Origin of the sequence: Sporosarcina koreensis (assembly GCF_000826145.2) — a bacterium.
GTDB lineage: Bacteria > Bacillota > Bacilli > Bacillales_A > Planococcaceae > Sporosarcina > Sporosarcina trichiuri.
Genome location: NZ_LN651337.1, coordinates 608967 through 633327 on the forward strand (window position 1 = coordinate 608967; position 24361 = coordinate 633327).

22 protein-coding genes are annotated in these 24361 nt (G+C 53.7%); 12 read left to right on the forward strand and 10 right to left on the reverse strand.

Annotated features, from left to right (window positions below):
- The first annotated feature begins 134 nt into the window (after positions 1–134).
- On the forward strand, positions 135–788 hold the full coding sequence (locus BN1190_RS08715) for a TetR/AcrR family transcriptional regulator (protein WP_040286537.1): 654 nt from the start codon (positions 135–137) through the stop codon (positions 786–788).
- 114 nt (positions 789–902) lie between these two features.
- On the opposite strand, the gene BN1190_RS08720 is transcribed toward BN1190_RS08715, so the two are convergent.
- Together BN1190_RS08720 and BN1190_RS08725 are read right to left on the reverse strand one after the other, a co-directional pair.
- Positions 903–2669 (reverse strand): adenylate/guanylate cyclase domain-containing protein, encoded by a 1767-nt coding sequence (locus BN1190_RS08720; protein ID WP_040286538.1) that lies wholly within the window; start codon positions 2667–2669, stop codon positions 903–905.
- Between the two features lie 6 nt (positions 2670–2675).
- Positions 2676–3818 (reverse strand): GAF and HD-GYP domain-containing protein, encoded by a 1143-nt coding sequence (locus BN1190_RS08725; RefSeq protein WP_040286539.1) that lies wholly within the window; start codon positions 3816–3818, stop codon positions 2676–2678.
- Positions 3819–3946: 128 nt separating this feature from the next.
- Between BN1190_RS08725 and BN1190_RS08730 the strand changes: the two genes are divergently transcribed.
- Entirely contained in the window at positions 3947–4297 is a 351-nt protein-coding gene (locus tag BN1190_RS08730; RefSeq protein ID WP_040286540.1) for a DUF3307 domain-containing protein, read from the forward strand.
- Between the two features lie 62 nt (positions 4298–4359).
- Here BN1190_RS08730 and BN1190_RS08735 read toward each other — a convergent pair whose 3' ends face one another.
- Positions 4360–5409: an NAD(P)/FAD-dependent oxidoreductase gene (locus BN1190_RS08735; protein ID WP_040286541.1), complete on the reverse strand. Its 1050-nt coding sequence runs from the start codon at positions 5407–5409 to the stop codon at positions 4360–4362.
- A 119-nt stretch (positions 5410–5528) separates the two neighbouring features.
- On the opposite strand from BN1190_RS08735, the gene BN1190_RS08740 reads away from it, so the two are divergent.
- The 4 genes from BN1190_RS08740 (at position 5529) to BN1190_RS08755 (ending at position 9327) form a co-directional block, all read left to right on the forward strand.
- A complete protein-coding gene (locus tag BN1190_RS08740; RefSeq protein WP_040286542.1) occupies positions 5529–6323 on the forward strand; it encodes an ABC transporter ATP-binding protein in 795 nt (264 codons plus the stop codon).
- Position 6324: 1 nt separating this feature from the next.
- Positions 6325–7257 (forward strand): iron-hydroxamate ABC transporter substrate-binding protein, encoded by a 933-nt coding sequence (locus BN1190_RS08745; protein ID WP_040286543.1) that lies wholly within the window; start codon positions 6325–6327, stop codon positions 7255–7257.
- Between the two features lie 70 nt (positions 7258–7327).
- Positions 7328–8323, forward strand: coding sequence for a FecCD family ABC transporter permease (locus BN1190_RS08750; protein WP_040286544.1), 996 nt, complete (start codon positions 7328–7330; stop codon positions 8321–8323).
- Positions 8320–9327 carry a FecCD family ABC transporter permease gene (locus tag BN1190_RS08755; RefSeq protein WP_040286545.1) on the forward strand — a complete coding sequence of 336 codons (1008 nt, stop codon included), beginning with the start codon at positions 8320–8322 and terminating at the stop codon, positions 9325–9327. The genes BN1190_RS08750 and BN1190_RS08755 overlap by 4 nt, the downstream gene beginning before the upstream one ends.
- A 32-nt stretch (positions 9328–9359) precedes the next feature.
- Here the strand turns inward: BN1190_RS08755 and BN1190_RS08760 are convergent, their stop codons facing one another.
- A complete protein-coding gene (locus BN1190_RS08760) occupies positions 9360–10115 on the reverse strand; it encodes an SDR family NAD(P)-dependent oxidoreductase (protein WP_040286546.1) in 756 nt (251 codons plus the stop codon).
- Positions 10116–10328: 213 nt separating this feature from the next.
- On the opposite strand from BN1190_RS08760, the gene BN1190_RS08765 reads away from it, so the two are divergent.
- Both BN1190_RS08765 and BN1190_RS08770 read left to right on the forward strand, forming a co-directional pair.
- Positions 10329–11738, forward strand: a complete 1410-nt coding sequence (locus BN1190_RS08765) for a purine-cytosine permease family protein (protein WP_040286547.1) — start codon at positions 10329–10331, stop codon at positions 11736–11738.
- A 148-nt stretch (positions 11739–11886) separates the two neighbouring features.
- A complete protein-coding gene (locus tag BN1190_RS08770) occupies positions 11887–13383 on the forward strand; it encodes a BCCT family transporter (RefSeq protein ID WP_040286548.1) in 1497 nt (498 codons plus the stop codon).
- A 43-nt stretch (positions 13384–13426) separates the two neighbouring features.
- Here BN1190_RS08770 and BN1190_RS08775 read toward each other — a convergent pair whose 3' ends face one another.
- Positions 13427–13666, reverse strand: coding sequence for a hypothetical protein (locus BN1190_RS08775; protein WP_040286549.1), 240 nt, complete (start codon positions 13664–13666; stop codon positions 13427–13429).
- 234 nt (positions 13667–13900) lie between these two features.
- Here BN1190_RS08775 and BN1190_RS08780 point away from each other — a divergent pair, with 234 nt between their 5' ends.
- Positions 13901–14809 (forward strand): S1 family peptidase, encoded by a 909-nt coding sequence (locus BN1190_RS08780; RefSeq protein ID WP_052461772.1) that lies wholly within the window; start codon positions 13901–13903, stop codon positions 14807–14809.
- 44 nt (positions 14810–14853) lie between these two features.
- Here the strand turns inward: BN1190_RS08780 and BN1190_RS08785 are convergent, their stop codons facing one another.
- The 3 genes from BN1190_RS08785 to BN1190_RS08795 form a co-directional block, all read right to left on the reverse strand.
- Positions 14854–14991 (reverse strand): YfhE family protein, encoded by a 138-nt coding sequence (locus tag BN1190_RS08785; RefSeq protein WP_082023329.1) that lies wholly within the window; start codon positions 14989–14991, stop codon positions 14854–14856.
- A gap of 65 nt (positions 14992–15056) precedes the next feature.
- Positions 15057–15977, reverse strand: coding sequence for an HPr(Ser) kinase/phosphatase (gene hprK / locus BN1190_RS08790; protein ID WP_040286550.1), 921 nt, complete (start codon positions 15975–15977; stop codon positions 15057–15059).
- 427 nt (positions 15978–16404) lie between these two features.
- Positions 16405–17250, reverse strand: coding sequence for a TetR/AcrR family transcriptional regulator (locus BN1190_RS08795; protein ID WP_040286551.1), 846 nt, complete (start codon positions 17248–17250; stop codon positions 16405–16407).
- Between the two features lie 114 nt (positions 17251–17364).
- On the opposite strand from BN1190_RS08795, the gene BN1190_RS08800 reads away from it, so the two are divergent.
- The gene (locus BN1190_RS08800; protein WP_040286552.1) at positions 17365–20508 is read left to right on the forward strand and encodes an efflux RND transporter permease subunit; all 3144 of its coding nucleotides are present in this window, start codon (positions 17365–17367) and stop codon (positions 20506–20508) included.
- Positions 20509–20584: 76 nt separating this feature from the next.
- Here the strand turns inward: BN1190_RS08800 and BN1190_RS08805 are convergent, their stop codons facing one another.
- Together BN1190_RS08805 and BN1190_RS08810 are read right to left on the reverse strand one after the other, a co-directional pair.
- Positions 20585–21343: an SDR family NAD(P)-dependent oxidoreductase gene (locus BN1190_RS08805; RefSeq protein ID WP_040286553.1), complete on the reverse strand. Its 759-nt coding sequence runs from the start codon at positions 21341–21343 to the stop codon at positions 20585–20587.
- Positions 21330–22274, reverse strand: coding sequence for an MBL fold metallo-hydrolase (locus BN1190_RS08810; protein WP_040286554.1), 945 nt, complete (start codon positions 22272–22274; stop codon positions 21330–21332). The genes BN1190_RS08805 and BN1190_RS08810 overlap by 14 nt, the downstream gene beginning before the upstream one ends.
- A 149-nt stretch (positions 22275–22423) precedes the next feature.
- Here BN1190_RS08810 and proC point away from each other — a divergent pair, with 149 nt between their 5' ends.
- Together proC and namA are read left to right on the forward strand one after the other, a co-directional pair.
- Entirely contained in the window at positions 22424–23257 is an 834-nt protein-coding gene (proC, locus tag BN1190_RS08815; protein ID WP_040286555.1) for a pyrroline-5-carboxylate reductase, read from the forward strand.
- A 52-nt stretch (positions 23258–23309) separates the two neighbouring features.
- Entirely contained in the window at positions 23310–24332 is a 1023-nt protein-coding gene (gene namA, locus BN1190_RS08820; protein ID WP_040287245.1) for an NADPH dehydrogenase NamA, read from the forward strand.
- Positions 24333–24361 lie beyond the last annotated feature (29 nt).

Genomic DNA, 24361 nt, shown 5'->3' on the forward strand with positions numbered 1-24361 from the left:
TTATAATCATGATTACAATATGACCTTGTTCATACTATCAGAATAAATTTGCAAAGACAAGTGGCAGGCGCGCCTGTATACTGGACATACAAATGATCTGCTGTTAAGCGGATTCAAAAAGTGAGGGTTCTTCATTGGATAAGAAAAAGCTTCAAAAAGGGCGTATGTGGAAGTACTTTGTGGAGGCGGCGACCGATATCATAAAGGAAGAAGGCACAGAGCATATTACGATCCGGAAAGTCGCAGACCGTGCCGGGTATAACAGCGCGACCATCTACAACTATTTCGAGGAGTTCTCACATTTGCTGTTCTTCGCATCCATGCGGCTCATGAAGGAGTATACAGAGGAAGTGGCGCGGCGGATCGAACAGGCGGACAGTGCGCTGGCGCAATACCGCGCCGCGTGGCAGTGCTTCTCCGAATACTCGTTCCGCAGCCCGGAAATCTTCTATACGGTATTCATCCGGGATCTCGGCGACAATCCCGACAACCTGCTTGAGAAATATTACGGCTTCTACCCTTCCGATCTGGTGGATGTGCCTGAGGAGATACGCAGCAGCCTGCTTGAACCGAGTGTCGAAAAGCGCGGAAATCCGATTTTGGTCCGTGCTGTGGAAGAAGGCAGCCTGGCGGCGGATAAGCGGGATTCACTGAATGAGGTAACCATCCTTATCTGGCAGGGCATGATGATGAGTTTCCTGAATAAGCGGCTGGACATTACTGCCGAGGAGGCCCACGAACGGACGATGACGTATATACTCGGCATTATCGGCCGGGAAACTGACTGATTGGCCTGCAGAAGCAACCTAAGCAGCCGGGAATCTTGATTTTCAAATCGAAAAAGCTGCATCGGGATTTATGCCCATGCAGCTTCTTTATAATATCTGACCAGCCTCAGGCAGTCATGTGACCCGGATGAGCTCGGTATCACCGGACATGCCGCGGAGGGCTGCGGTAAACGGTTCTGCTTTGTGCAGACCGAGCCCGGGTGCAACGGCCGAATAGAACTGTCGATCCATGACGATGTCATCCCCGATGCTTTGCTGCTGGACCCGTGCTGCCATATTGACAGTGCGGCCGAAGTAATCCAGTACGCCGTTCGCATTGACGGCAATGACCGGACCTTCGTGAAGTCCGATTTTGATGGTCACCGGATTGCGGAGTGCCGTGTTCAGACGGTCCACCGATGACTGTATGTCAAGAGCTGCCTGCAGTGCATGTATCTGATTGCTGAATGCCGCCATGACGGAGTCGCCGATCGTCTTGACGATCGTCCCCCGGTGTTTGCGTATGATCTGTCCCAGTTCCGTGAAATGCCGCTGGACATCACTGTATGCGGCCGCATCTCCGGCCTGTTCGTAGAGACGTGTGGAATCTTTCAGATCGGTGAACATGATCGTCAGTTTGCCGACGCCGATCTGCATGCCGGCTGCGAGGACCTCCTTCGGAAGCAGGTCCCTGAACAGCTGCATGCTTGTGACATCCCGAGCGGTCAGCGCATAGGGATCCCACTCAAGTGTCTCGACAGCCAGGATCATTTCCTCATCGGTGCTGTTCCTGATCGTTATCTCGTCTGCTTGCGGAACAGTCGTTTCCAGGAAACCATCGGAACTTATGTGCAGTGACGCATAAGGTCCTATATGCTGATGTGTGAACGGAACCACAAAGTTATGTTTCAGCACACGCAGCTGCAGGTCCACTTTGTCAGGCGTCCAGCTGATCGTTTTCGTCGTACCTGGACCTATCCTGAACTGGGCCGCCGTCTGTGGTGAGTTGGCAGGACCATTCAAGCAGAACACTTGGGAAACGGTCTCCCTCAACGCTCCGTTGACTTTGAATCGCATTTCGATATAGCGGTCGAAATCCACGTCGAAATCGACCCCGCAGAGATCGCAATGGACCGCATTATGCACATCCGCAAGATGGGCTGTCTGCATCTTGGAGACACGGCAGTTCGGACACATGAGGTTCCATTCGTAATCGAGAATGCCGGCATCACTCGCCAAAAGAAACAGATCGACAGCCTCCTCTTTGGCCACCCCATGCTCCTCCGCCCACCTGTACGGCTGCATATGGGTCACTTCACTATCATCAGCTGTCGTGATTGTGCTGATCAGGGAATCGACAAGCGGTTCCCGGATGCCTAATGCATACAGATGGTCCTTCGCTTCTGCCAGCAATACTTCATTGGCAGGAGAAGACTTTCTGCCAGATGGTATATGTCCATCCGTCTCCGCCTCCCTGGCATACTCGAACGTCTTCAGAAGCTGCGGAATGATCCCTTTCTTCAAAGCGAGCTTCCCAATTCCGTTTTTATAGACGAACAAACCCGACAGCGTCACCCGGGTTGCCAGGCTGGTCAATTCCTCGACCGCCACTTTCCATATGACCCTGTCCACCGGCCCTTTCGTATAGTTGCGTTCGATTGAATAATACGATCCCTTCACCCATTCGAAGACGTGCTCCTTCCATTGGATATCGAGCAGTCCGTATGCCTTGCCCTGTGCTTCCCTGAAAAGCCGGCGAGCCTCCGTCCTGAATGGTGAAAACGTGACCGGGAACAATCCGATGGAACGGTTCAGCCGATTTGTATCCGCCAGGAGATCCCAGACTTCAGCGATCGGCCTTTCGATGATTTGTGATTGCTCCAGTTCCAGTTGTTTCCCCAACATCCGTCACCCTCTGTCTGCATATTTGTTCCGGATGGCGAGGAACTCATCCAGATGGTCCAGGAACAGATCCACGAGTCTGCCTTCAAACTGCCGGTCACGCTGCTCCAGGAAGTATGCTGTTATTTTTTCGAGAGGCCATGCTTTCTTATACACACGGTCACTGCCCAGTGCGTCAAACACGTCAGCGACAGCCGTGATCCTTCCATATACATGGATTCCGTCTTCCTTGAGTCCGGACGGATATCCCTGACCGTCCCACCGTTCATGATGCTGGTGTGCAATGATGGCAGCCGTCTTCAGCAGCTGACGCCCCGATTTCCGGAAAATCTCATAGCCGTAGACAGCGTGTTTCTTCATCGTTTCATACTCCGCATCTGTCAACTTCCCGGGTTTGAGCAGGATGGCGTCCGGAATGGCGACTTTGCCGATATCATGCATCGGGGAGGCATACCGCAGCTCCATCGCTTCCTCTTCCGGTAATCCTGCCAGTTTTGCCAGGGCATAGGAATATTCTGCGACCCGTTTCACGTGATTACCCGTTTCCTGGGAACGGCTTTCACCGAGCTCGCCAAGTGTCTCGATGATCTCCTTCTGAGTTTCTGCGAGTTCGTCCTGAAGAAGGAAGGATTCCAGGGATTTCCCCGCATAGGTGGCAGCGAACGTCAATATTTTTTCATCATTTGCCGTAAAGGAGGGCATGCCGATTTTGTTGATGGCCTGGAAAGCGCCGATGATGGTCCCTTCCTGATTACTGATCGGCATACAGAGTATGGAACGTGTCCTGTAACCCGTCTCCAGGTCGACGGTTTTGTTGAAGTGCTCATCTAAGTAGGCATCTCCGATGTTCAATGTCACACCTGTCTGGATACTTCGGCCGACAAACCCGCTTGTGTCCGGTATGGAGATCCGTTCTACACCATGGCCAGCGACAGTCCACACTGTATGCCGATCACGATTATGCAGCCATACGGTGCAGCGGTCAGCCTGCACCAGCTTGGTGCCTAAATCGGCGAGCAGAAGGAGCATTTTATGAATGTCGGTTTCCAGTGACATTTTTCCCATGTATTCAAAAATAGTGGCTAAGAGGATATCGGAGTTCGCGGCCCCCTTGGAGCGGTTCACTTCCCGCGTATGTTGGTTGATCATTCGTCAAGCCCTTTCTAAACCTATTGTCAGCAATCCAGCAATCTGTAATAATAGTATCATGAAAACAACACGAACACACATCCAAAGTAATCTTTTAATGATTATTTTACGATCCGGAGGAACTACAAGTGACTTTATTCTCATATCTTCTGGTCGGTCATCTGATTGGTGATTACTTGCTGCAGACGCGCTGGATGGCAGAGCGGAAGGCAGCGGAATGGCTGCCGCTCCTGGCTCACTGCCTTGTGTATACCATCGTCATAATCGGTGCTTTCTTGATCGGCAGCGGGTCATTTTCCTGGATTGCGGCGGCTTTCATCTTTGCCAGCCACGTATTCCTTGATCGCCGGACGTTCGTTGCCTGGTGGGCGCGGAACGTCATGGGGACGGCAGGCGGTAAGCCTGCATGGCTGCTGATCATGGCCGATCAGGTTTTCCACGTCATCGTTTTAGCGGTCATTGCACATTTCTGGTCATGAAAACGAACCGCCCTGCAGGGGGCAAATTCCTGCAGGGCGGTTCGTTTCTCTTATGGAAGGACTCAGCCGATCAGCTGCTTGACCAGTTCCTTGTTGCGTTCCTTGAACAGTTCGTTATGGGAACTCACCATACCCCATTGTGTCGCTTCAGGATCCAGGTGCATCTTCGCACTGTTGACAGCATTCGCTGCATCTTGGAAGGCTCCGGCAATCAATGTCACCTTGCTCTCATGGAAGAGGACATCCCCTGCTGCAAAAATTCCCGGAACTGATGTTGCGCTCATTCCAGTACCGGCTACCCGGTGATCCGCTGTCAGTTCAAGCTGCACTCCGCCTCCTCCAATCAGGGATGTATCGATCTCATATCCATGATTGATGACGATTTCATCCACTTCCAGCAGTTTGGCATCTCCTCCCGTACAATCACTGAGCTCCACCTTTTCAACGGAATGATGATCATCCGAAGCGATCAGTTTTGTAATATGGGTATTGAAGTGGCATTCCACTTTGCTTTGCAGCAGCTGCTCGACCTGTGCTTCATGGCCGTTCAGATCACATTTCCGATAGGTGAGCATCACTTGCTCTGCAATCGGCTCCAGCTCATTCGCCCAGTCGATTGCCGCGTTTCCGCCTCCTGAAATCAGAACACGTTTACCTTTGAAATGCTGCAGCGATTTAACAGTATAATGGAGGTTCGTCACTTCAAACCGTTCAGCGCCGCTGATTTCGATCTTCTGGGGTTTCAGGATCCCTCCGCCGATCGCAAGGATCACCGTCCGGCTTCTGTGCGTTTCACCGGAATGTCCGGTCACTGTGAACAAGCCGTCTGCATCTTTCTCAATTTGGACAACCTTCTCATTGAGGACCACTTCAGGGTCGAATGTCAGCCCCTGTTCAACGAGACGCGCGATGATATCTGCAGCCGGTGCTGGGGTAATGCCGCCGATATCCCAGATCATCTTCTCAGGATAGACATGGAGCTTGCCGCCGAGTTCCGGCTGGAATTCGATGATCCGCGCAGTCATTCCGCGGAGCCCGCTGTAGAATGCGGAATAGAGACCGGCAGGCCCTCCGCCGATTACCGTAACGTCGGTAACTGATGATTGTGACATTTATATCCCCCTCAATAATTGTTTGACAATGCGTCTTCCGGACTTTATAGTCATAACTATACCGCGAATGATAATCATTATCAATGTTTTTGTGGATATTCAGAATAGGAGTGTTCAATATGGTGAGGCTGGCAACTGAACAACTTCAGATCGCATACGGAGATCAGATCATCGTAGACAATATGACCGTCGGTATTCCTAACAATCAGGTCACCGCGATTATTGGTGCGAACGGCTGCGGCAAGTCCACTTTCCTGAAAGGGATGACCCGTCTGATTCCCCGGCATTCCGGAAAAGTGCTCCTCGATGGTGCTGATATTGCAGGAGAAAAGACGAAAGCCCTTGCCCGCAGGATGGCGATCCTGCCGCAGACGCAGGAAGCCGCAAGCGGCCTGACGGTCGGAGAACTCGTTTCCTACGGCCGCTTCCCCTACCAGTCAGGTCTCGGCCGTCTGACGAAAGCCGACTACGAGATGATCAACTGGGCGATGACCGTCACCAACACGATCCAGTTCCGGGACCGTCAAGTGGACGCCCTGTCCGGCGGTCAGCGTCAGCGGGTCTGGATTGCGATGGCGCTCGCCCAGGAGACCGAGATCATCTTCCTGGATGAACCGACGACCTACCTGGATATGGCCCATCAGCTCGAAGTGCTGGAACTGCTGGAGAACCTGAACGCCGAGCAGGGCCGCACCATCATCATGGTGCTCCACGACTTGAACCAGGCGGCACGGTTCGCCGACTATCTGATCGCCATGAAAGATGGGAAAGTCGTAAAGGCGGGACCGGCGGCCGAGGTCATCGAACCGTCCGTCCTGCGCGAAGTTTTCAAAATCGATGCGGAGATCGGTGTGGACCCTAGGAGCGGTAAACCTATGTGCATCACCTATGATCTGCTAAAAGGAGAACGTTGACATGAAGAAACTTACACTCGTATTCACCCTGCTGCTCGTGCTCGTCCTGGGCGCCTGTTCGTCAGGCAGCAATGACAGCAGCAAGAAGGAGAAAGAACCGGTTAAATCCGAGGAGAATAAGACCGGCACGATCACTTATGAATCCGAAAACGGACCTGTGGAAGTTCCGGCAGATCCGAAACGGGTCGTCGTCCTGTCCGGGTTCGCCGGTCACGTAATGGCGTTGGATGTGCCGATTGTCGGCGTTGACTCCTGGTCGAAAGACAATCCGCGTTTCCAGGACACGCTGAAGGACGCTCAGGAAGTGACAGATGAGGATCTGGAGAAGATCCTCGAACTGGAACCCGACCTGATCATCGGATACTCCACGACGAATAATCTCGATCGGCTGAAAGAAATCGCACCGACGGTCACTTACACGTATAACAAGCTCGACTACCTGGCACAGTTCGAAGAAATTGGCAAGCTGCTGAACCAGGAACAGGAAGCGAAAGACTGGGTCGCCGACTTCAAAGATCGCGCACACAAAGCCGGTGAAGAAGTCAAAGCGAAGATCGGCGAGGACAAGACCGTATCTGTCATCGAGAATTTCGAAAAGCAGCTGTATGTCTTCGGCGACAGCTGGGGCCGCGGAACGGAGATCCTCTATCAGGAGATGAAGCTGAAGATGCCTGAAAAGGTTAAAGCGGATACTGAGAAAGAAGGCTATTTCGATCTGTCGGCGGAAGTCCTGCCTGAATACATGGGCGACTACGTCATCCTCAGTAAGAACGGCGCCGCTGATAATTCCTTCATGGAAACGGAGTCCTTCAAGAATACGGAAGCCGCCAAAAACGGGCACGTATTTGTAGCGAATGCAGATGAGTTCTACTTCAACGATCCGCTGTCGCTCGATTACCAGCTGGAATTCTTCAAAGAGAACTTCTTGAAATAACCTGGTACAATGGGGATTCTTTCAACTTATGAAAGGATCCCCTTTCTGCTGATAGGAGTGTACATAGATCATGAACAAAACCGCTTCATTTGGCGTGAAAATATTGTTGGCCGCAGCCGCTCTTGCCGCTGTCTTCTTCGGCGCTGTGATGCTCGGTGCGGCACCTGTCTCGGTATCCGATCTGTTTGGGGCGGTCACCGGGGGCGCAACGAAAAACAACCTGCTGCTGCGGGAAATCAGGATTCCGCGCGAACTGGCCGCCCTTTTCGTCGGATCGGCCCTTGCAGTCTCCGGGGCAATCATGCAGGGAATGACCCGGAACCCGCTCGCGGATCCGGGGCTTCTCGGCCTCACGGCGGGCGCGAACGCGGCCCTGGCTGCCGCGTATGCCTTCTTCCCTTCCCTGTCGACGATCGGCATCATGGCTGCCTGTTTCATCGGCTCTGCCGGCGGAGCGGGAATCGTTTTCGGTATCGCCGCTGTGCAACGCGGCGGGTTTTCACCGTTCAGGCTTGTCCTGGCCGGCGCAGCGGTTTCCGCCTTCTTCCTTGCTGTCGGACAGGGGATCGGCATTTTCTTCCGTGTTGCCAAGGACATCTCCATGTATACCGCGGGTGGTGTCAACGGAACGACCTGGCACCAGCTGCAGCTGATCGTCCCGGTCATCGTGATCGGAATCCTCATCAGCCTGCTGCTGTCGAAACAGCTGACCCTCCTGAGCCTGAGCGAGGAAGTCGCAGTCGGCCTCGGCCAGCACACGCTGCGCATCAAAGTGCTGCTGTTCATCCTGCTGACGGTTCTGGCAGGAGCGGCGGTCGCACTTGTCGGAAACCTGGCGTTCGTCGGCCTGATGATCCCCCATATCACACGGGCGGTCGTCGGCACGGATTACCGGTTCATCCTGCCGATGTCCGCACTGATCGGCGGTATGTTCATGGTGCTTGCGGACACATTGGGGAGGACGCTGAACGCACCATATGAGATTTCGACCGCGGCACTAGTCTCCGTCATCGGTCTGCCGTTCTTCCTCATCATCGTGAAGAAAGGAGGCAGGGCCTTCTCATGATATCTGCACAGCTGAAACGGCGGCAGCGCATCTACCTGACACTGTTCCTCATTCTGACTGCAGCGACCGCTGCCGCCGCTATGACCATCGGACCCGCTTCCATCGAGCCCGGGCGCATCCTGCCTGCCCTGTTCGGTGACGGGACATTCAAAGAGGACTTTGTCCTGTTCTCCATCCGTCTGCCCCGGGTTTTCATCACGTTCCTCGCCGGGGCGGCGCTGGCCCTTTCCGGCTCCCTCCTGCAGGGCATCACCCGGAATGATCTTGCGGATCCCGGTATCATCGGCATCAATTCCGGTGCCGGCTTGGCAATTGCCGTGCTATTCCTGTTCATCCCTGTTGAAGCCGGGAAATTCGTCTATCTGTTGCCGGTCGTCGGGTTCGCCGGCGCACTTCTGACAGCGGTGCTCATCTATCTGTTCGCCTGGGACCGGAAGACCGGTCTGCAGCCGGTCCGTCTCGTGCTGATCGGCGTCGGCTTCTCATTGGCGCTGTCTGGTGCGATGATCGTTCTAATGTCGTCCGCTGAACAGCAGAAGGTGGATTTCATAGCGAAGTGGATCGCCGGCAATGTATGGGGGTCCGACTGGACGTTCGTCCTGGCGCTTGCTCCATGGCTGATCATACTCGTACCATTTGCGTTTTATAAAGCGAGCCGGCTAAACCTGCTGTCCCTCAGCGAGCCGGTGGCTATCGGGATCGGCGTCTCCGTTCAAAAGGAACGCACCATCCTACTGCTGACGGCTGTCGCGCTCGCCGCTTCCGCAGTATCTGTCACAGGAGGAATTGCGTTCATCGGACTGATGGCGCCCCATATCGCCAAGGCGCTCGTCGGTCCGCGCAGCCAGCTGCATCTGCCGCTCTCCATCGTCCTCGGCGGATGGCTGCTGCTGTTCGCCGACACGCTCGGCCGCAACATCACGGATGCCGGCACGATCCCTGCAGGTTTGGCAGTGGCTCTCATTGGCGCTCCGTATTTCCTATATCTGCTCATGAAAAAATGAAACGGCCCCTCAGCTGAGGGACCGTTTTTTCATTACCGTAATTTTGTTGCTCCGCCGTCGACCATGATTGTCTGACCGGTGATGTAGGAAGCATCTTCACTGCCGAGGAATACCGCCACACGGCCGATGTCTCCTTCCAATTCGCCAAGACGGCGCATTGGAATGTTATTGATCATCTTATCATATGCGTCTGGCTGATCTTTTTTCCACTGCTGGATACCTGGCGAATTTGCAATCGGCGAGATGAGGTTGACGTTGATACCGTATTGGCCCCACTCGTTAGCTGCAACCCGTGTAATCGCGCGGATTGCTTCTTTCGCTGCCGCGTACGTGGACTGCATGACATCTCCGTTGATGCCTGCGCCAGATGAGAAGTTGATGATCGTTCCTTTTGATTTTTTCAAGAATGGCAGCGCTGCCTGCATCAGGTAGAATGTCGGATAGAATCCTGTATTGAACGAGAAGTCCAGGTCTTCCTGTTTCACATCCTCGATCAGAGCCTGACGGGATGCGTGCGCGTTGTTGATGAGGATATCGAGACGGCCATACCGGTCAGTCACTTCCTTGATGATGTCCTTCAATTTTGCACGGTCTGTCAGATCCGCCTGGATGAACATGCTGTCCGGCTGAACCGCCTGCAGCTCCTTCTCCATCGCTTTCCCGGTTTCAGGATTCAGGTCCACAATCGCTACGACTGCACCCTCTTTTACATAAGCTTTCGCCATACCGCTGCCGATGCCGCCGGCACCGCCTGTGATGATCGCTACTTTACCCTCTAATCTTCCCATTGTGATCACTCCTTTTCTACAAGACAAGTTTAACACCTAACTATTGGTCTTCAAATTAATCTGCCTGTCCAGCCGTTAACGAAAGTACGTATACAGATCACTTTCTTGATAAAAAGGCAACTTTTTTGGTATGCTATTGAAGAAAATGCTTTGCGTACGAGTACCTGACTCAGCAGGAAGGAGATGCATGTACCTACATAGAGGAGGAATTGAATGAAGACAATCGACGAAACGACAAACGATTACAACGAAGAAATGGAAGAACTTGAAAGTGATTATTCCCTTGACCGTGTGCCGCGGAGCGAGCGGAACAAGAGCTGGCTGAGCATCACGAACATCACATTCGGAATTGCAACCGCCATTTTCTATTTCCAGATGGGCAGTGTCATGGCCTTATCCTACGGGGCAGTCAATGCAATGATCTCTTCCGCGTATGCCATCGTCGTGGCAGGGATTCTCGGAACAGTGATCGCTTTCCTGTCCGCCAAATCAGGCATGAACGTCAATCTGCTGTCGCGCGGCGGCGGTTTTGGATATATAGGATCTTCCCTGACATCATTGATCTACGCATCCAATTTTATTATGTACTGCGCATTCGAAGGACTGATTTTGGTTTCTGCAGTCCACCACTTTTTTCCATCCCTCCCAAAGTGGATTTTCATCATCATTTTCGGATCAATCGTCATCCCCTTGAATTGGTTCGGAATCGAGCAGCTCGATAAGCTGCAAAAATGGTCCATGCCATTATTCGTCGTGTTCCTGCTGGCGGCTATCGTCATTTCGTTCATGAAGGAGCCGGCGTATGCAGGGTCTGTATTCTCTTATATGCCTGAAGGCGTGACAATCGGCGGAACAGCTCTGTTGATGTGTATCGGGATGCACAACGGCATCATGGGGCTGACTGCGCTGCTGGCATCGGACTATGCCCGGTTCCTGAAGCCGAAAGATATCAAACTCGGCTCGTTCATGATCGGTTTCATCCCCCAGATTTTCTGTTTCGGCATGATGGGCGGGCTCGGCATCTGGTTCGGGGTCCGTTTCATGGAACCGGACCCAGGTGTCTATATCGTCCTGCTGCTCGGTATTTTCGGAGCGCTCTTCACCATGCTGACGCAGCTGCGCATCAATGTCACGAACATTTACAGCAGTTCGCTGTCGCTGTCGAATTTCTTTGAGAACGTGATCCGCTTCACGCCGGGACGCCGTTTTTGGGTTGTCGTATCAGGAGTTGCGGCTATTTTACTCATGCTCGCCGACATCGTCGATCATCTGGATACGATGATGACCTTCCAGGGTGTGTTCCTGCTTTCCTGGGCGGCGATCCTCGTGACGGATGCACTCGTCGTCAAGAAGCTTCTGAAGATCGGTCCGGACTACTATGTCGCCCGTCAGGAATACCTGTATAAATGGAACCCTGTCGGTGTCGCGTCCCTGCTGATCGCGAGTCTTCTCGGTACACTGGCCGCACTTGGCTATATGGGCGTGTTCCTCGAGTCGACGGCCGCTTTCTTCGCAGCATTGCTTGCGGCTGTTCTGACAATCGTGATCGCCGTGATGACGAAAGGAAAGTATTATCTCATCCGGGAACCGGAACATATCCACCAGGATGACCGGCTCTCGTAACTCCCCCGCTGCCTCAAGCAGGCAGGTACGTACCGCTTCGCATAATCCGGAAGAAGGGCCATGCCCTTCTTCTTTTTATTTTGCAATTTTTAAAAAGGATTGTTATAGTATATAACCGTTGTATACTACGAAGATCTTAGGGGGAATCATGAGAAAAATTTCAAACGTGTTTTACATTACGATCGGACTGATCGTCTTGGCAGTAGGCTATGGTGTTCTCGCGCCGAAAAGCTTTGCTGAACAAACTGGTATGATCAAAAACTTTGTCGCTTCTGGATTTGGCTGGTATTACCTCATGCTTTTATCTGTACTTGTTCTGATTTGTGTTTTCCTGGTCTTCAGCCCATACGGCAAGATCCGTCTTGGGAAAGACACCGATAAACCGGAATTCTCCACGGTCTCCTGGATTGCCATGCTGTTCTCCGCCGGAATGGGCATCGGACTCGTCTTCTATGGTGCTGCTGAACCGATTTCCCACTATGCGGTCTACTCTGCAACCGGGGAGATCAACACACCGGCTGCCTTCAAAGACGCATTGAGAGAGTCGTTCTTCCACTGGGGCATCCATGTCTGGGCAATGTACGGTTTCGTTGCACTCGCACTCGCATTCTTCCAATTTCGCAAAGGGGAGCCTGGGTTAATTTCTTCAACATTGAAGCCGATCTTCGGCGACAAGATGAACGGCCCCTGGGGGGTTCTTGTCGATGTCCTTGCTGTCTTTGCAACCGCTTTCGGCGTTGCGACGACTCTCGGCTTTGGTGCTGTACAAATTAATGCAGGGCTGAACTACCTCTTCGGAGTCTCCATCAGCACACAGTCCCAGTTCTACATCGTGCTGGTCGTCACTGTACTATTCATCGCTTCTGCCTGGAGCGGACTGAGCAAAGGGATCCAGTATCTGTCCAACCTGAATCTGGTGCTGGCAGTGTTGCTCCTCGTGCTCGTCGTCATTCTCGGACCGACTTTGCTCATCTTCAACATGTACTCCGATTCGCTGGGCGGATATTTGACGAACTTCATCAAAATGAGTTTCGGCACATCCCCGCTCAATACAGAGAACCGTCAGTGGCTCGATGACTGGACGATCTTCTACTGGGCCTGGTGGATCTCCTGGGCGCCGTTCGTTAGCATGTTCATCGCCCGTGTGTCGAAAGGCCGCACGATCCGTGAGTTCATCGTCGGTGTGATGATCGCTCCGACCATCCTCTGTACGTTCTGGTTCACGACATTCGGCACGACAGCGATCGAAGCACAGAAGGCCGGAGTTGCAAACTTGGCTGATCAGGCGACGGAGCTCGTCATCTTCGAACTGTTCAACACGATGCCTTGGGGTGTGTTCATCTCCATCGTAGCAATCGTTCTGATCGGTTCGTTCTTCATCACATCTGCGGACTCGGCGACGTTCGTCCTCGGCATGCAGAGTTCGTACGGGTCCCTGACCCCGCCGAACAGCATTAAGATGATCTGGGGTGTCCTCCAGTCGGCGATCGCCCTCATCCTGCTGTCGGTCAACGGTCTGACCGCTCTGCAGAACACGATCATCATCGCCGCCCTGCCCTTCTCGTTCGTCATACTGCTCATGGTCTTTTCATTGATGAAAGGCCTGAGCGCCGAACTGGATCTCATGCGGGCAAAACGGAAATAATCTAAACAAGCCCTTTCTCCGTCATAGGAGAAGGGGCTTTTTGTCAGTAGAAGATGCCAATGACGACAAGAGCGGCAACGATCCAGAATCCGCTGATGGCGAGTGCGTCGGTTGAAATGACAGGTTTCTTCTGGAACAGGTCGATCGCATGCAGGTCTTTTTTCAGCTCCCTCACTTCGTCCTCCAGCTCTTTCACCTGCTCTGTCAGCAGGCGGACATCCCGCTCCGTGCGTGCTGGCAGATGCTCCTTGGTGACGTCCGGCAAGTTGGTCTCTTCCATCATGAATGATCCCCTTTTGAATTTTCCATAGTATCACTTCCATTATACCAATTATTCTGACTCCGAGAAAGCTATAGTTCAGCTATGCGGCTAAACTTTCCAGGACGGTTTGTGATACACTTTGCTTGGAGAGAGCATGTATGCAAAAATCTGCGTGTCCTGTATTCCAGCCTGCTTGAGGATGCTGCTGTCGTATGACCGTCCATATAAAAGTTCAGCCAGCAAGGAGAGTGTATGATGAAAGAGGAAGGAACGCAGCCGGGTCATCCGGACTGTGAAATTGAAGACAACTTCGGTGCGGATCATCCGGACCATCCTGGTCAGCTAGGGGAAGAGCAGCCGGATGTAACCGACGTTCCTCTGACCCCGGAGGAACTCGAGGAGGAAGAATTCCGGCTTATGGTCCTGCAGGCGCAGCAGGAAGCACTGGAGGAAGAACGGGCGGAAAGGCACGCACCGGCAAAACGGCGGAAAATCCCCCGTGCCGCCATTTGGCTTATGGCCCTCGTCCTGCTGTTCCAGCCCATCGCGTTCCTGTTCGACATCTATTCCCTTCCGGCTATCGACTTCCTGAAGACATCCGCCCGCCTGTCGAAACAGCCGGACATCGCAGAGTGGAAGCAGTCGGTCGCAGTCATCCTGACCGAGGACGGCAAAGGGACCGGATTTGTCGTATCCGGCGATGGGAAAGTCATCACGAATCATCATGTCGTCCAAAACCGGAAACAGATCACCGTCTCGTTCGATAAGAATGGCAGGTATGCCGCTGACATTATCGCAGAAGACAATGTCAACGATCTGGCTGTTTTGCAAATGAAAGATCCTCCGGATGTCCCGCCCCTGCCATTGGCCAAATCACCGGATTATTCCCCAGGCGAGGCCGTCCGGTTCATTGGAAATCCGCTGAACTTCTATGGGATCGCCAACGAAGGGGAACTTATCGGAGAAACACGATGGGCCGGACGGACAACCCCCGTCATCCTGCTGGATGCACCTGTTTACAGAGGGAACAGCGGCAGTCCGGTTTTTCAGGACAAGGAAGTCATCGGTGTCATTTTTGCAGTAACGGATCTGGACAAATACGGCAAAGCGGGGATGTTCATCCGCATCGAGGAAGTGCTGTACCTTCTCGGCACAACGAAATAACCCGGCCGTTCCTGTATTGATGGTACAGGAACGGCCGGGTTATTTTATTCGCTCTTCTTGTCTTCCTGTTCGGCTGCTCGATCCGCCTTCTTGAAATCACTCGCATACTCGACTTCCTGAGCCGAGGATAACTCATTGTTCTTGTCTGTCAATGTTTCGTGCGGTTGTTTCTTCTCTTCCATGATGCATCCTCCTTTACCCGTTGTTTCAACAGTTTTCCCGCCAGGACACAGAGTAAACATTCCAGTCAGTCTTCCGTGAATTTCGGCTCCAGCCGCTCCATGAACTCATCCAGGGCGCTGTACCCCTGCTGCTGGAGGTACCAGTTGTTCGCCGCCGCTTCAATCAGGCCCGCCACATCGCGGCCGGGCTGCAGCTGGATTTGGATATACGGGACCGGCACTCCCATGTATTCCGTGAATTTCTCATCGAGTTCCAGTTCGTTGTTCAGGGAGTTGTCCTTCCATTCCGTCAGTTCAATATCGAGCGCAATCCGCGTCTCTTCCTGGAACGCAGCACGGCCGTACAGCCGCACAACATTCAGGAGGCCGATACTCCGCAGCGCCAGGAACTCCTTATTCGTTTCGTTATGGGTGCCGAGCAGGGTCTGCGGACTCAGTTTGCGGAGTACGACGATATCGTCAGCGACCAGACGGTGGCCGCGCCCGATCAGTGTATGCGCCGTTTCGCTCTTGCCGACGCCCGACTTCCCGCGCAGCAGAATCCCGATTCCCGACACATTGACGATGACCCCGTGGACCGCAATCTCTTCAGCCATCGAACTGATGACGAACGCATCCAGTTTGGCGCTCGCCACCCCCATGGAATCCGGGGTCCGCAAGACAGGTATCCCGTTCTCCGTACAGTATGTATGCAGACCGTATGGCTGCTCCTGGTCGGATGTGATCAGGATGCATGGCGGATCATATTCCACCAGATTGGCAATCCTGCATTTGCATTCTTCATCGGTCAATGTGTGCAGATAGTTGACTTCATTCTTCCCGAGGATTTGGATATGCCCCCGTGCAATGAATTCGAAGTTGTCCATGAACTCCAATCCCGGGCGCCGGACTTTTGTCTTCTTCAAGGGCCTTGTGAGATGATCTTGCCCGGAAAGCAGTTCAAACGTAAATTTCTGCACAATATCCTGCACTGTTAGTTGTTTCATGACGGAACACCTTTCCTGCTGCTGGTTGTGACAATAGTGTAGCATAATTGCCTGCGCTATGCAGACGGGAAAAGTTTTACTAAAAGAATTGAAAACAAGGTTTATGGTATGTGAATGCGGGGTATCGATTACTACAAGGCGAAATCCGGATACGCGTCATACGCCGACCGGGAGAAATGCACAGCCTTGGCGGAAAATTTGCTGAACTGACGATCTATCACCGTGATTAGAAGAACGTGTGGAAGAAAGACAGTGTATTGTAAGTTTTTTGTGCAAGTGCATGATGGATTGTACGGATTGAATGCAAGAGGTATGCCAGTCAGCTAACGGTAGAAACGTCAGCAGCATGCATCTCAGAACCATAAAATTTTCCGCAGCGGAAGAGGCATCCGAATTCTGGATGCCTCTTCTTTTTGTCTGCTGCGACTTACTCACCGGAAAGCCAGACGGAAAGTCCTTCTGCTGCCTGTTTCGCTGACCTGCTCTTTGTCAGATTGGTTGCCATGCCGGAGAGGACAGCCCGCCTCGGCTTGCCTGTCATTAGCTCCGTGCGGATCATTTCCGCGCTGACAATTTCCTCTTCAGGTGCGTCAGGGTCTTTCATGACCTCTTCAAGTGCGGCGACCAGTTCTTCGGCCGTCATCTCCGCCGGCCCCTCCGTGAATTGAAACTCGATCAGCTGATCTCGGGTCAGAAAAGGTGTCTCGACAGCCGATGCGATCGCATCCATCGTATTCCGGATGAATGCTGGCAGATTTTTATGATCCAACGTTCCGTTACTGATTACAATCAGTTCAATATACCCTTTAATGATGCCATTCAGCATCGTGATCAGATCAGGCATCCGGTCCCGATACTCTTCCCCGTACAGATCGATCAGCAGTTTTTCCTGTGTCAGATACATCTTTTTCCGCATACTTTCCATCTGGTCCCTCATAGATTCATTCATCGGATTCGCCTGCTCCCTGATCAGGGTGAGGATGAACGATGAGTAGTCATCCAGTTCCTCGAAATAGATGGATAGCGAGTGTTCAAACCGGCTTGCACTTGTGCTTTCCCCGATGAACACACCCTCGATCCGATTGACGATTTTTTCACTGAAATACGTGATGATACCCCCAAGAAGACTTTCCTTCGATTTGAATGATAAATAAAAAGAGCCTTTCGATATTCCGCAGGCATCGGTGATCTGCTGGATGGATGTTGCGTCATACCCATTCTTTGCAAACAGTTCCGCCGCTTTCTTGATGATCATTTCCTTTTTTTCTGTCACAGATACGCCTCCTCCGTCTGATATGGACGTCCAATTATTGACTCTGACTGACCGGTCAGTTATCATTACAACGTATTATAGCAAACTGTTAAAATTAACGCTATGGAGGTTATTATGAACCCGATCATCAATTTTGTCATGAAGAACAAGTTAGCGGTATGGATCTTGACAATCATCATTACAGCGGCCGGCATCTATTCCGGCACGCGAATGAAACTCGAAACCATTCCGGATATCACAGTGCCGATCGTCAGTGTGACGACCATCTATCCGGGAGCGATCCCCCAGCAGGTCGATGATGAACTGGCAGCACCTCTTGAGAGGCTGATGCGCAACTTGAAAGGCGTCTCCGCAGTCAGTTCCACGTCCTACCAGAATGCCTCCTCCCTCCAGATCGAGTACAAATTCGGCACGGATATGAAGGCCGCTGAAGAAGACGTAAAAGAATCCCTCAGCAGCTTCGATCTTCCGGAAAACGCGGAAGAACCATCGGTAGGAAGAATCAGCATCAACGCGTTTCCGATCCTCGGACTGAGTGTCTCAGAAGAAGGAGCTTCGCTTGAAGACCTCACGAGCCATGTCCAGAACGACCTTGTGCCATCTCTGGAAGGTATCGACGGTGTATCGGACGTCGCAGTGACCGGCCAGCAGGTCGAGGAAGTCCAGCTTACGTTCCTCCCTGACAAATTGAAGCAGTATAATCTGGATGAAAAGACGGTCAGGCAGCTGATTCAGGCAACTGATATGAAAATGCCGCTCGGACTGCTGGAATTCGGCAGTGAAGAACAATCAGTCGTCGTTGATGGTAAACTGACCACCATTGAAGAGCTGAAAAAGCTTGAAATCCCGATTACACCGCAAGCCCCTGCTGCCGGGGCAGCTGACAGTGCTGCTCTGCAGAGCGGGCTGTCCGGGCAGCCCGACGGACAGATGCCGGGTCAGATGCCTGCTGACATCCAACTGCCTGCCGTAACACTTGGCGACATTGCGGATATCGAAGAGGTCGGCAAAGCCGAGTCCATCTCCCGCACGAACGGAAAAGAAGCGATCTCCCTGCAAATCACGAAATCGCAGGATGCCAACACTGTAACAGTTGCCAATGGCGTCAAGGATAAAATTGAGCAATATCAGAAAGACAATAAGGATTTCACGATTTCCACTACGCTCGATCAGGGGGAACCGATTGAACAATCCATCGAAACGATGCTCAGCAAAGCGATATTCGGTGCATTATTCGCAGTCGTCATCATTTTGCTGTTCCTGCGTAATTTCAAGTCGACCCTGATTTCGATCATCTCGATACCGCTGTCCCTGCTCATTGCAGTCCTTCTGCTGAATCAGATGGACATTACACTCAACATCATGACGCTCGGTGCCATGACCGTTGCGATCGGCCGGGTGATCGATGACTCGATTGTCGTCGTCGAAAATATCTACCGGCGCATGCATCTCCCGGATGAGAAGCTGAAGGGCCGGGAGCTCATACGGGAATCGACGAAACAGATGATCCGGCCGATCTTGTCCTCCACCCTTGTGACCATTGCCGTTTTCGTACCGCTCGGACTCGTCAGCGGTATGGTCGGTGAGCTGTTCATGCCGTTCGCTCTGACTGTCGTGTTCGCACTGCTCGCTTCCCTGCTTGTCGCCATCACGATCGTTCCGATGATGGCCCACTCGCTGTTCCGGAAACAACTGGACGGAACGGTGAAGGCGAAGAAAGAGCACCATGGCAGACTCGCACTCAGCTACAGGCGGATGCTTGAGTGGTCGCTGAACCATAAAGTGATTACAGCGCTGATTTCGATCGCCCTGCTCGTCGGCAGTCTTTTCCTCATCCCGAAAGTGGGCGTCAGCTTCCTGCCGGATGAAGAGCAGAAAACGATGTACATCACCTATACGCCAGCACCTGGCGAGCCGCTTGAAACCGTGGATGAAAATGCGGAGAAAGCGGAAGATCTGCTGCTCGGTAAGGACGATGTGGAAACGGTTCAAGTATCAGTCGGCGGGCAGAACCCGATGGCGCCGGGAGCGTCAAACGGCGGCCTGCTATTCGTCACATTCGATGAAGATACACCGGAATTCACGAAAGTGAAAGATGACACGCTTGCGGAACTGCAGAATATGAAGACGGACGGTGAATGGAAATCCCAGGATTTCGCAGCAACCGGAGCGAGCAGCCAGGTGAGCTATGGCATCTATGGCAGCAGCCTGAAAGATCTGCAGGCCGCTGCTGAAGAAGTCGAAACTGTCTTGACAGATAACAAGGAACTGAAAGATCCGAAAACCAGCTTATCCCGCACCTACAAGGAATACACACTGGAAGCCGATCAGGAGAAACTGACGCAAGCCGGCTTGACGACTGCACAGATCGGCGGTGTGCTGTATCCGGATACGCGGAAAGATGTTCTGACCAAATTGGATCAGGACGGCCGTTCCATCGATGTGGTCATCCATAAGGATACCGAGTCACTGAAATCGATCGACGACCTGCTGAAACAGACGGTCATGTCCCCTCTCGGCAAGGAAATTCCGGTTTCCGACCTGGTCACTGTCAAGGAAGGCACTACATCGGATACAGTGTCCCGGAAAGACGGAAAGCTGTACGCCAGTGTGACAGCGGACATCACCTCCAAAGATGTCGGAAGTGTCTCGGCGGACGTTCAGAAACAGATCGACAAACTCGATCTGCCGTCCGGCGTCCAGGTGAAATCAGCAGGTGTGACAGAAGATATCGCGGAAGCTTTCACCCAGCTCGGACTGGCGATGCTTGCTGCCATCGCAATTGTCTATCTGATTCTCGTCATCACGTTCGGCGGAGGACTTGCGCCGCTTGCAATTCTCTTCTCGCTGCCATTCACAGTCATCGGAGCCCTCGTCGGTCTGCTGATTGCAGGCGAAACGATCAGTGTATCCGCGATGATCGGACTGCTGATGCTCATCGGCATCGTCGTCACGAACGCCATCGTGCTGATCGATAGGGTCATCCACCAGGAACAGGCCGGTTCACCGACCCGTGAAGCACTCCTCGAAGCCGGCGCCACACGTCTGCGCCCTATCCTGATGACCGCACTGGCTACGATCGGTGCACTCATACCGTTAGCGATCGGCGCGGAAGGCAGCGGGCTGATCTCGAAAGGACTCGGCGTTACCGTTATCGGCGGTTTGGTGAGTTCCACATTGCTGACACTGGTCTTCGTACCGATTGTCTATGAATTCCTCGGTAAGTTCAGAAGGAAAAAAACTGCAGCCCGGATGTAAACCGTCCCTGCACAAATGAAAGCCCGCCAGCCCCATAATGGGGCCGGCGGGCTTTTGTTCGTCCAGGACATCTCCGTCATTCCAGCTTCTTCATGAAATATTTCTTGCCGATCCGCTCGGTCAGCGCAGGAGCGAGTGCATGCAGCCGGCTCGTCACCCCCATGATTCTCGGAAGGCTGATTTCCCGAACCGGCTGTTTGACCGCCGCCACGACAGCGGCAGCCACCCCATCCGCCGTCAGCAGATGTCTCCCGACCGACGTCCGGTAGTTCCCCGTGTCGTCTGCCGTGTCGAGGAACGCTGTATCGATGGGACCCGGATTGACGACGGTCACATCGATTCCGGACTGTGCGGCTTCCATGCGGAGTGCATCCGTATAACCGATCAGCGCGTGCTTCGTTGCTGCATAGACCGCAGCTTTTGGTGTGGCCACTTTTCCGGCCTGCGAGCCGATAAAGAGGAAGTGGCCGCTCTGTCTCGCGACCCACGCCGGAAGGATCCGCTGCGTGAGCTGGATCACGCTCTGTACATTGACCGTAAACATCCGGTCAATGTCCTCATCGCTTGTGTCCGCTGCAAGCGCGAACTTGGCGACCCCTGCGGAAAAGATGACGGTATCCGGCATATCGATCAGTTTCATCAGTCGGTCGGCAGCCCCTTCCAAGCTGAGATCCTCCCTATAGACAACCGCACCATATTGTTCAAGTTCAGCCAGCCTGGCCGGATTCCGCCCGGTCGCCTGGACGGCGTGCCCTTCGGTGACAAGCCGTTTTGCCGTCTCGAATCCGACACCACTCGTCGCGCCGGTGATGAGCACTTTCTTACGACTGCTCATACCGATCGATCCCCCGATCGTCCCTATTCCGCTTGATGAGCCCCTGTTCCATCAGGTAATCCATCTGGCCGAGAGTCTCGGATAAGGTCAGTCCCAGCTCCCGCTGATAGGCTTTCGGGAACAGCTGCGTGGTCAGTTCGAAGACCGATTTAGGGCCGTCCGCGAGCATGCCGTGCACTTTCATCGCCCGTTCGTGCTGTTTCTCAAGCCGCTGCCGGATGAGAGGATGAACGTCGGTGACAGGATCGCCATGCCCGCTGAAGACGGTTCCGACCGGCAGTTCCAGCAGCCGTTCCAGGGAGCGGTTGTACTGGAGCAGTGTTTTTGGCCGTTCCTCATCAGGTGAAAGCGGCGGTTCGATGAGCGGGTTGGATGATACTTTCGACAGCAGAAGGTCCCCGCCGATCAGCACCTGCTTCCCAGGATTCCAAAAGGAAAGATGGCTCTGTGCATGGCCTAATGTTTCCAGTGCTGTCCAGCCGGGCAGGCCGGGAAGTTCATCGCCTTCGGTCAGAATCCGGTCGAGCCTGCGCTGCCCCATCAATTCCGCGGCCCGTTTCATTTTTTTCACAAGACCGAGATACTGTTCGGGCACACCCTGTTCGACAAACCGGTCCATATAGAAACGGTCATGCCGTTCGATGAACCCACCATCGCGGGTCAGCCAATTGTTATTATATTCGTGGCCGAGGAGCACGGCGTTCGGAAATGCGTCTGTCCACCCGCTGTGATCGGGATGATGATGGGTCAGAAGCACCTGCTCGATATCCGTCATCCTCACACCGAGTTCACCAAGTTGGTTCTCAAGAACTCCATAGGCTTCCTTTGTACGCGGTCCTGCATCGACAAGTGTCAGTGCATCCCCTTTCACAAGGAATGCATTCACATCGCCCACTGCGTACGGTGTCGGGATTGTCAGTTGATGAATCATTCTGTTTCCTCCAATACTGAATCACTATTCAGTCATTGTACCTCTTTTCCCTGAGTTCGTCATGTCCCGCCGTCTTACACAGCAGTTGACTTATTTTCCGAATCCTCTAAACTGGTACAAAACAGCCTTTGCGGAAAGAGGGAGCTACCATGAAGACGATCGTATTTATCGGCGCCGGATCGATGGCTGAAGCCGTCATTGCAGGCATCTGCGCCAAACGGACAGTGGAGCCGTCCGGCATCCATGTGCTGAATAAGTCCGACGATGAACGGCTCAATTACCTGAAGACGGAATACGGTGTATCTCCTGTGCTGAAGGACCGCAGTGTGCTGACAAAGGCCGACCTCATCGTTCTTGCCGTCAAACCGAAGGATGCGGAGAGCGCCATGCAGGAAATCGCATCGGCTATCCCGTCCCATGCAGTGGTGCTGTCCGTCCTTGCAGGTATACCGATCGCAGCGATTGAAGCGGGACTCGGCGTGAGGGGAATCGCCCGTTCCATGCCGAACACATCCGCTGCTGCAGGTTTGTCCGCCACCGGGATTGCCTGGAATCGTCAAGTGACGGCCTGCCAGAAAGAGTTCATCCTGACACTTCTCCGATCGTTCGGCATGGTTGCCGAGGTGGAGGAGGATGATCTGCACGCAGTGACCGCTTTATCAGGAAGCGGTCCTGCGTATGTCTATTACTTGGCGGAGGCACTTGAGGAAGCGGCTATACAGGCAGGGCTCAAGCAGCGGACCGCACGGGATCTGATCATCCAGACGATCGAAGGGGCTGCAGCCATGCTGCGGCAGACGGCAAAGGAGCCTGCCGTGCTCAGGAATGACGTCACGAGCCCGGGCGGCACGACGGCAGCCGGTCTGCAGGCATTGGACGATCACGGCTTTCAGGCCGCCGTGGACGCTTGTATCCGGCAGGCGGAGCGGCGCTCAAGGGAACTGGGGGCCGGTTTCGGCCAGCCCGTAAGCCGCAGCCGATGACAGACTGGCACTTTCTGCTACAATGAAGTCATTCGCAGAAAGGTGTGAGCAGATAATGACCAAACTATTCGAATCCTATACGATCCGCAATCTTACATTGAAGAACCGTATCGCTATGGCGCCGATGTGCATGTATTCCTGCATGGATGAAGACGGCATCGCAGGGGACTGGCATCGCGTCCACTACGCTTCCAGGGCTGTCGGCCAGGCCGGTCTCATCATCCTGGAGGCGACCGCAGTCCAGCCGCAGGGACGGATCAGCCCGCAGGATCTCGGCATCTGGAGTGATGGTCATGTGGAGGGGCTGTCGCAGGTCACGTCGCTGATCCGCCAGCATGGAGCCGCCGCGGGCATCCAGCTCGCCCATGCCGGACGGAAATCGGAAGTCGACGGACCGATCCAGGCACCGAGCGCAATTGCGTTCAGCGAGGACTATAAAACACCTGTCGAGATGAGCACAGAGGACATCAGGGAAACCGTCGAGGCATTCACAGCTGCCGCCCGCCGTGCCGGCAGCGCCGGTTTCGATCTGCTGGAACTGCACGGAGCGCACGGCTACCTCATCAATGAGTTCCTGTCTCCGCTCGTGAATCACAGGAACGACAAGTACGGCGGATCCGCAGAAAACCGCTACCGGTTCCTCAGGGAAATCATCGACGGCGTCCGCTCCGTCTGGCAGGGTCCCCTGTTCGTCCGGATTTCCGCTGAAGACTACGCGGACGGCGGCATGACGGCTGACCAATATGTCCAGATGGCGGAATGGATGAAAGAACAGGGGGTCGACCTGATCGATGTCAGTTCGGGTGCAGTCGTCCCAGCGAAAATACGTCCGTACCCGGGGTACCAAGTGCCTTTCTCGGAAACGATCCGGACAGGTGCGGACATTCCGACTGGCGCCGTCGGACTCATCACATCGGGACTGCAGGCGGAAGAGATCCTGCAGAACGGACGGGCGGATCTCATATTGATCGGCCGGGAAATGCTCCGCGATGCCTACTGGCCATACCAAGCTGCCCGGGAGCTCCATACTGAAATCGAGCCTCCCGTGCAATACAGCCGCGGCTGGACGTTCTAACAGCCACTGGCTGAACCCAACATAAAAGC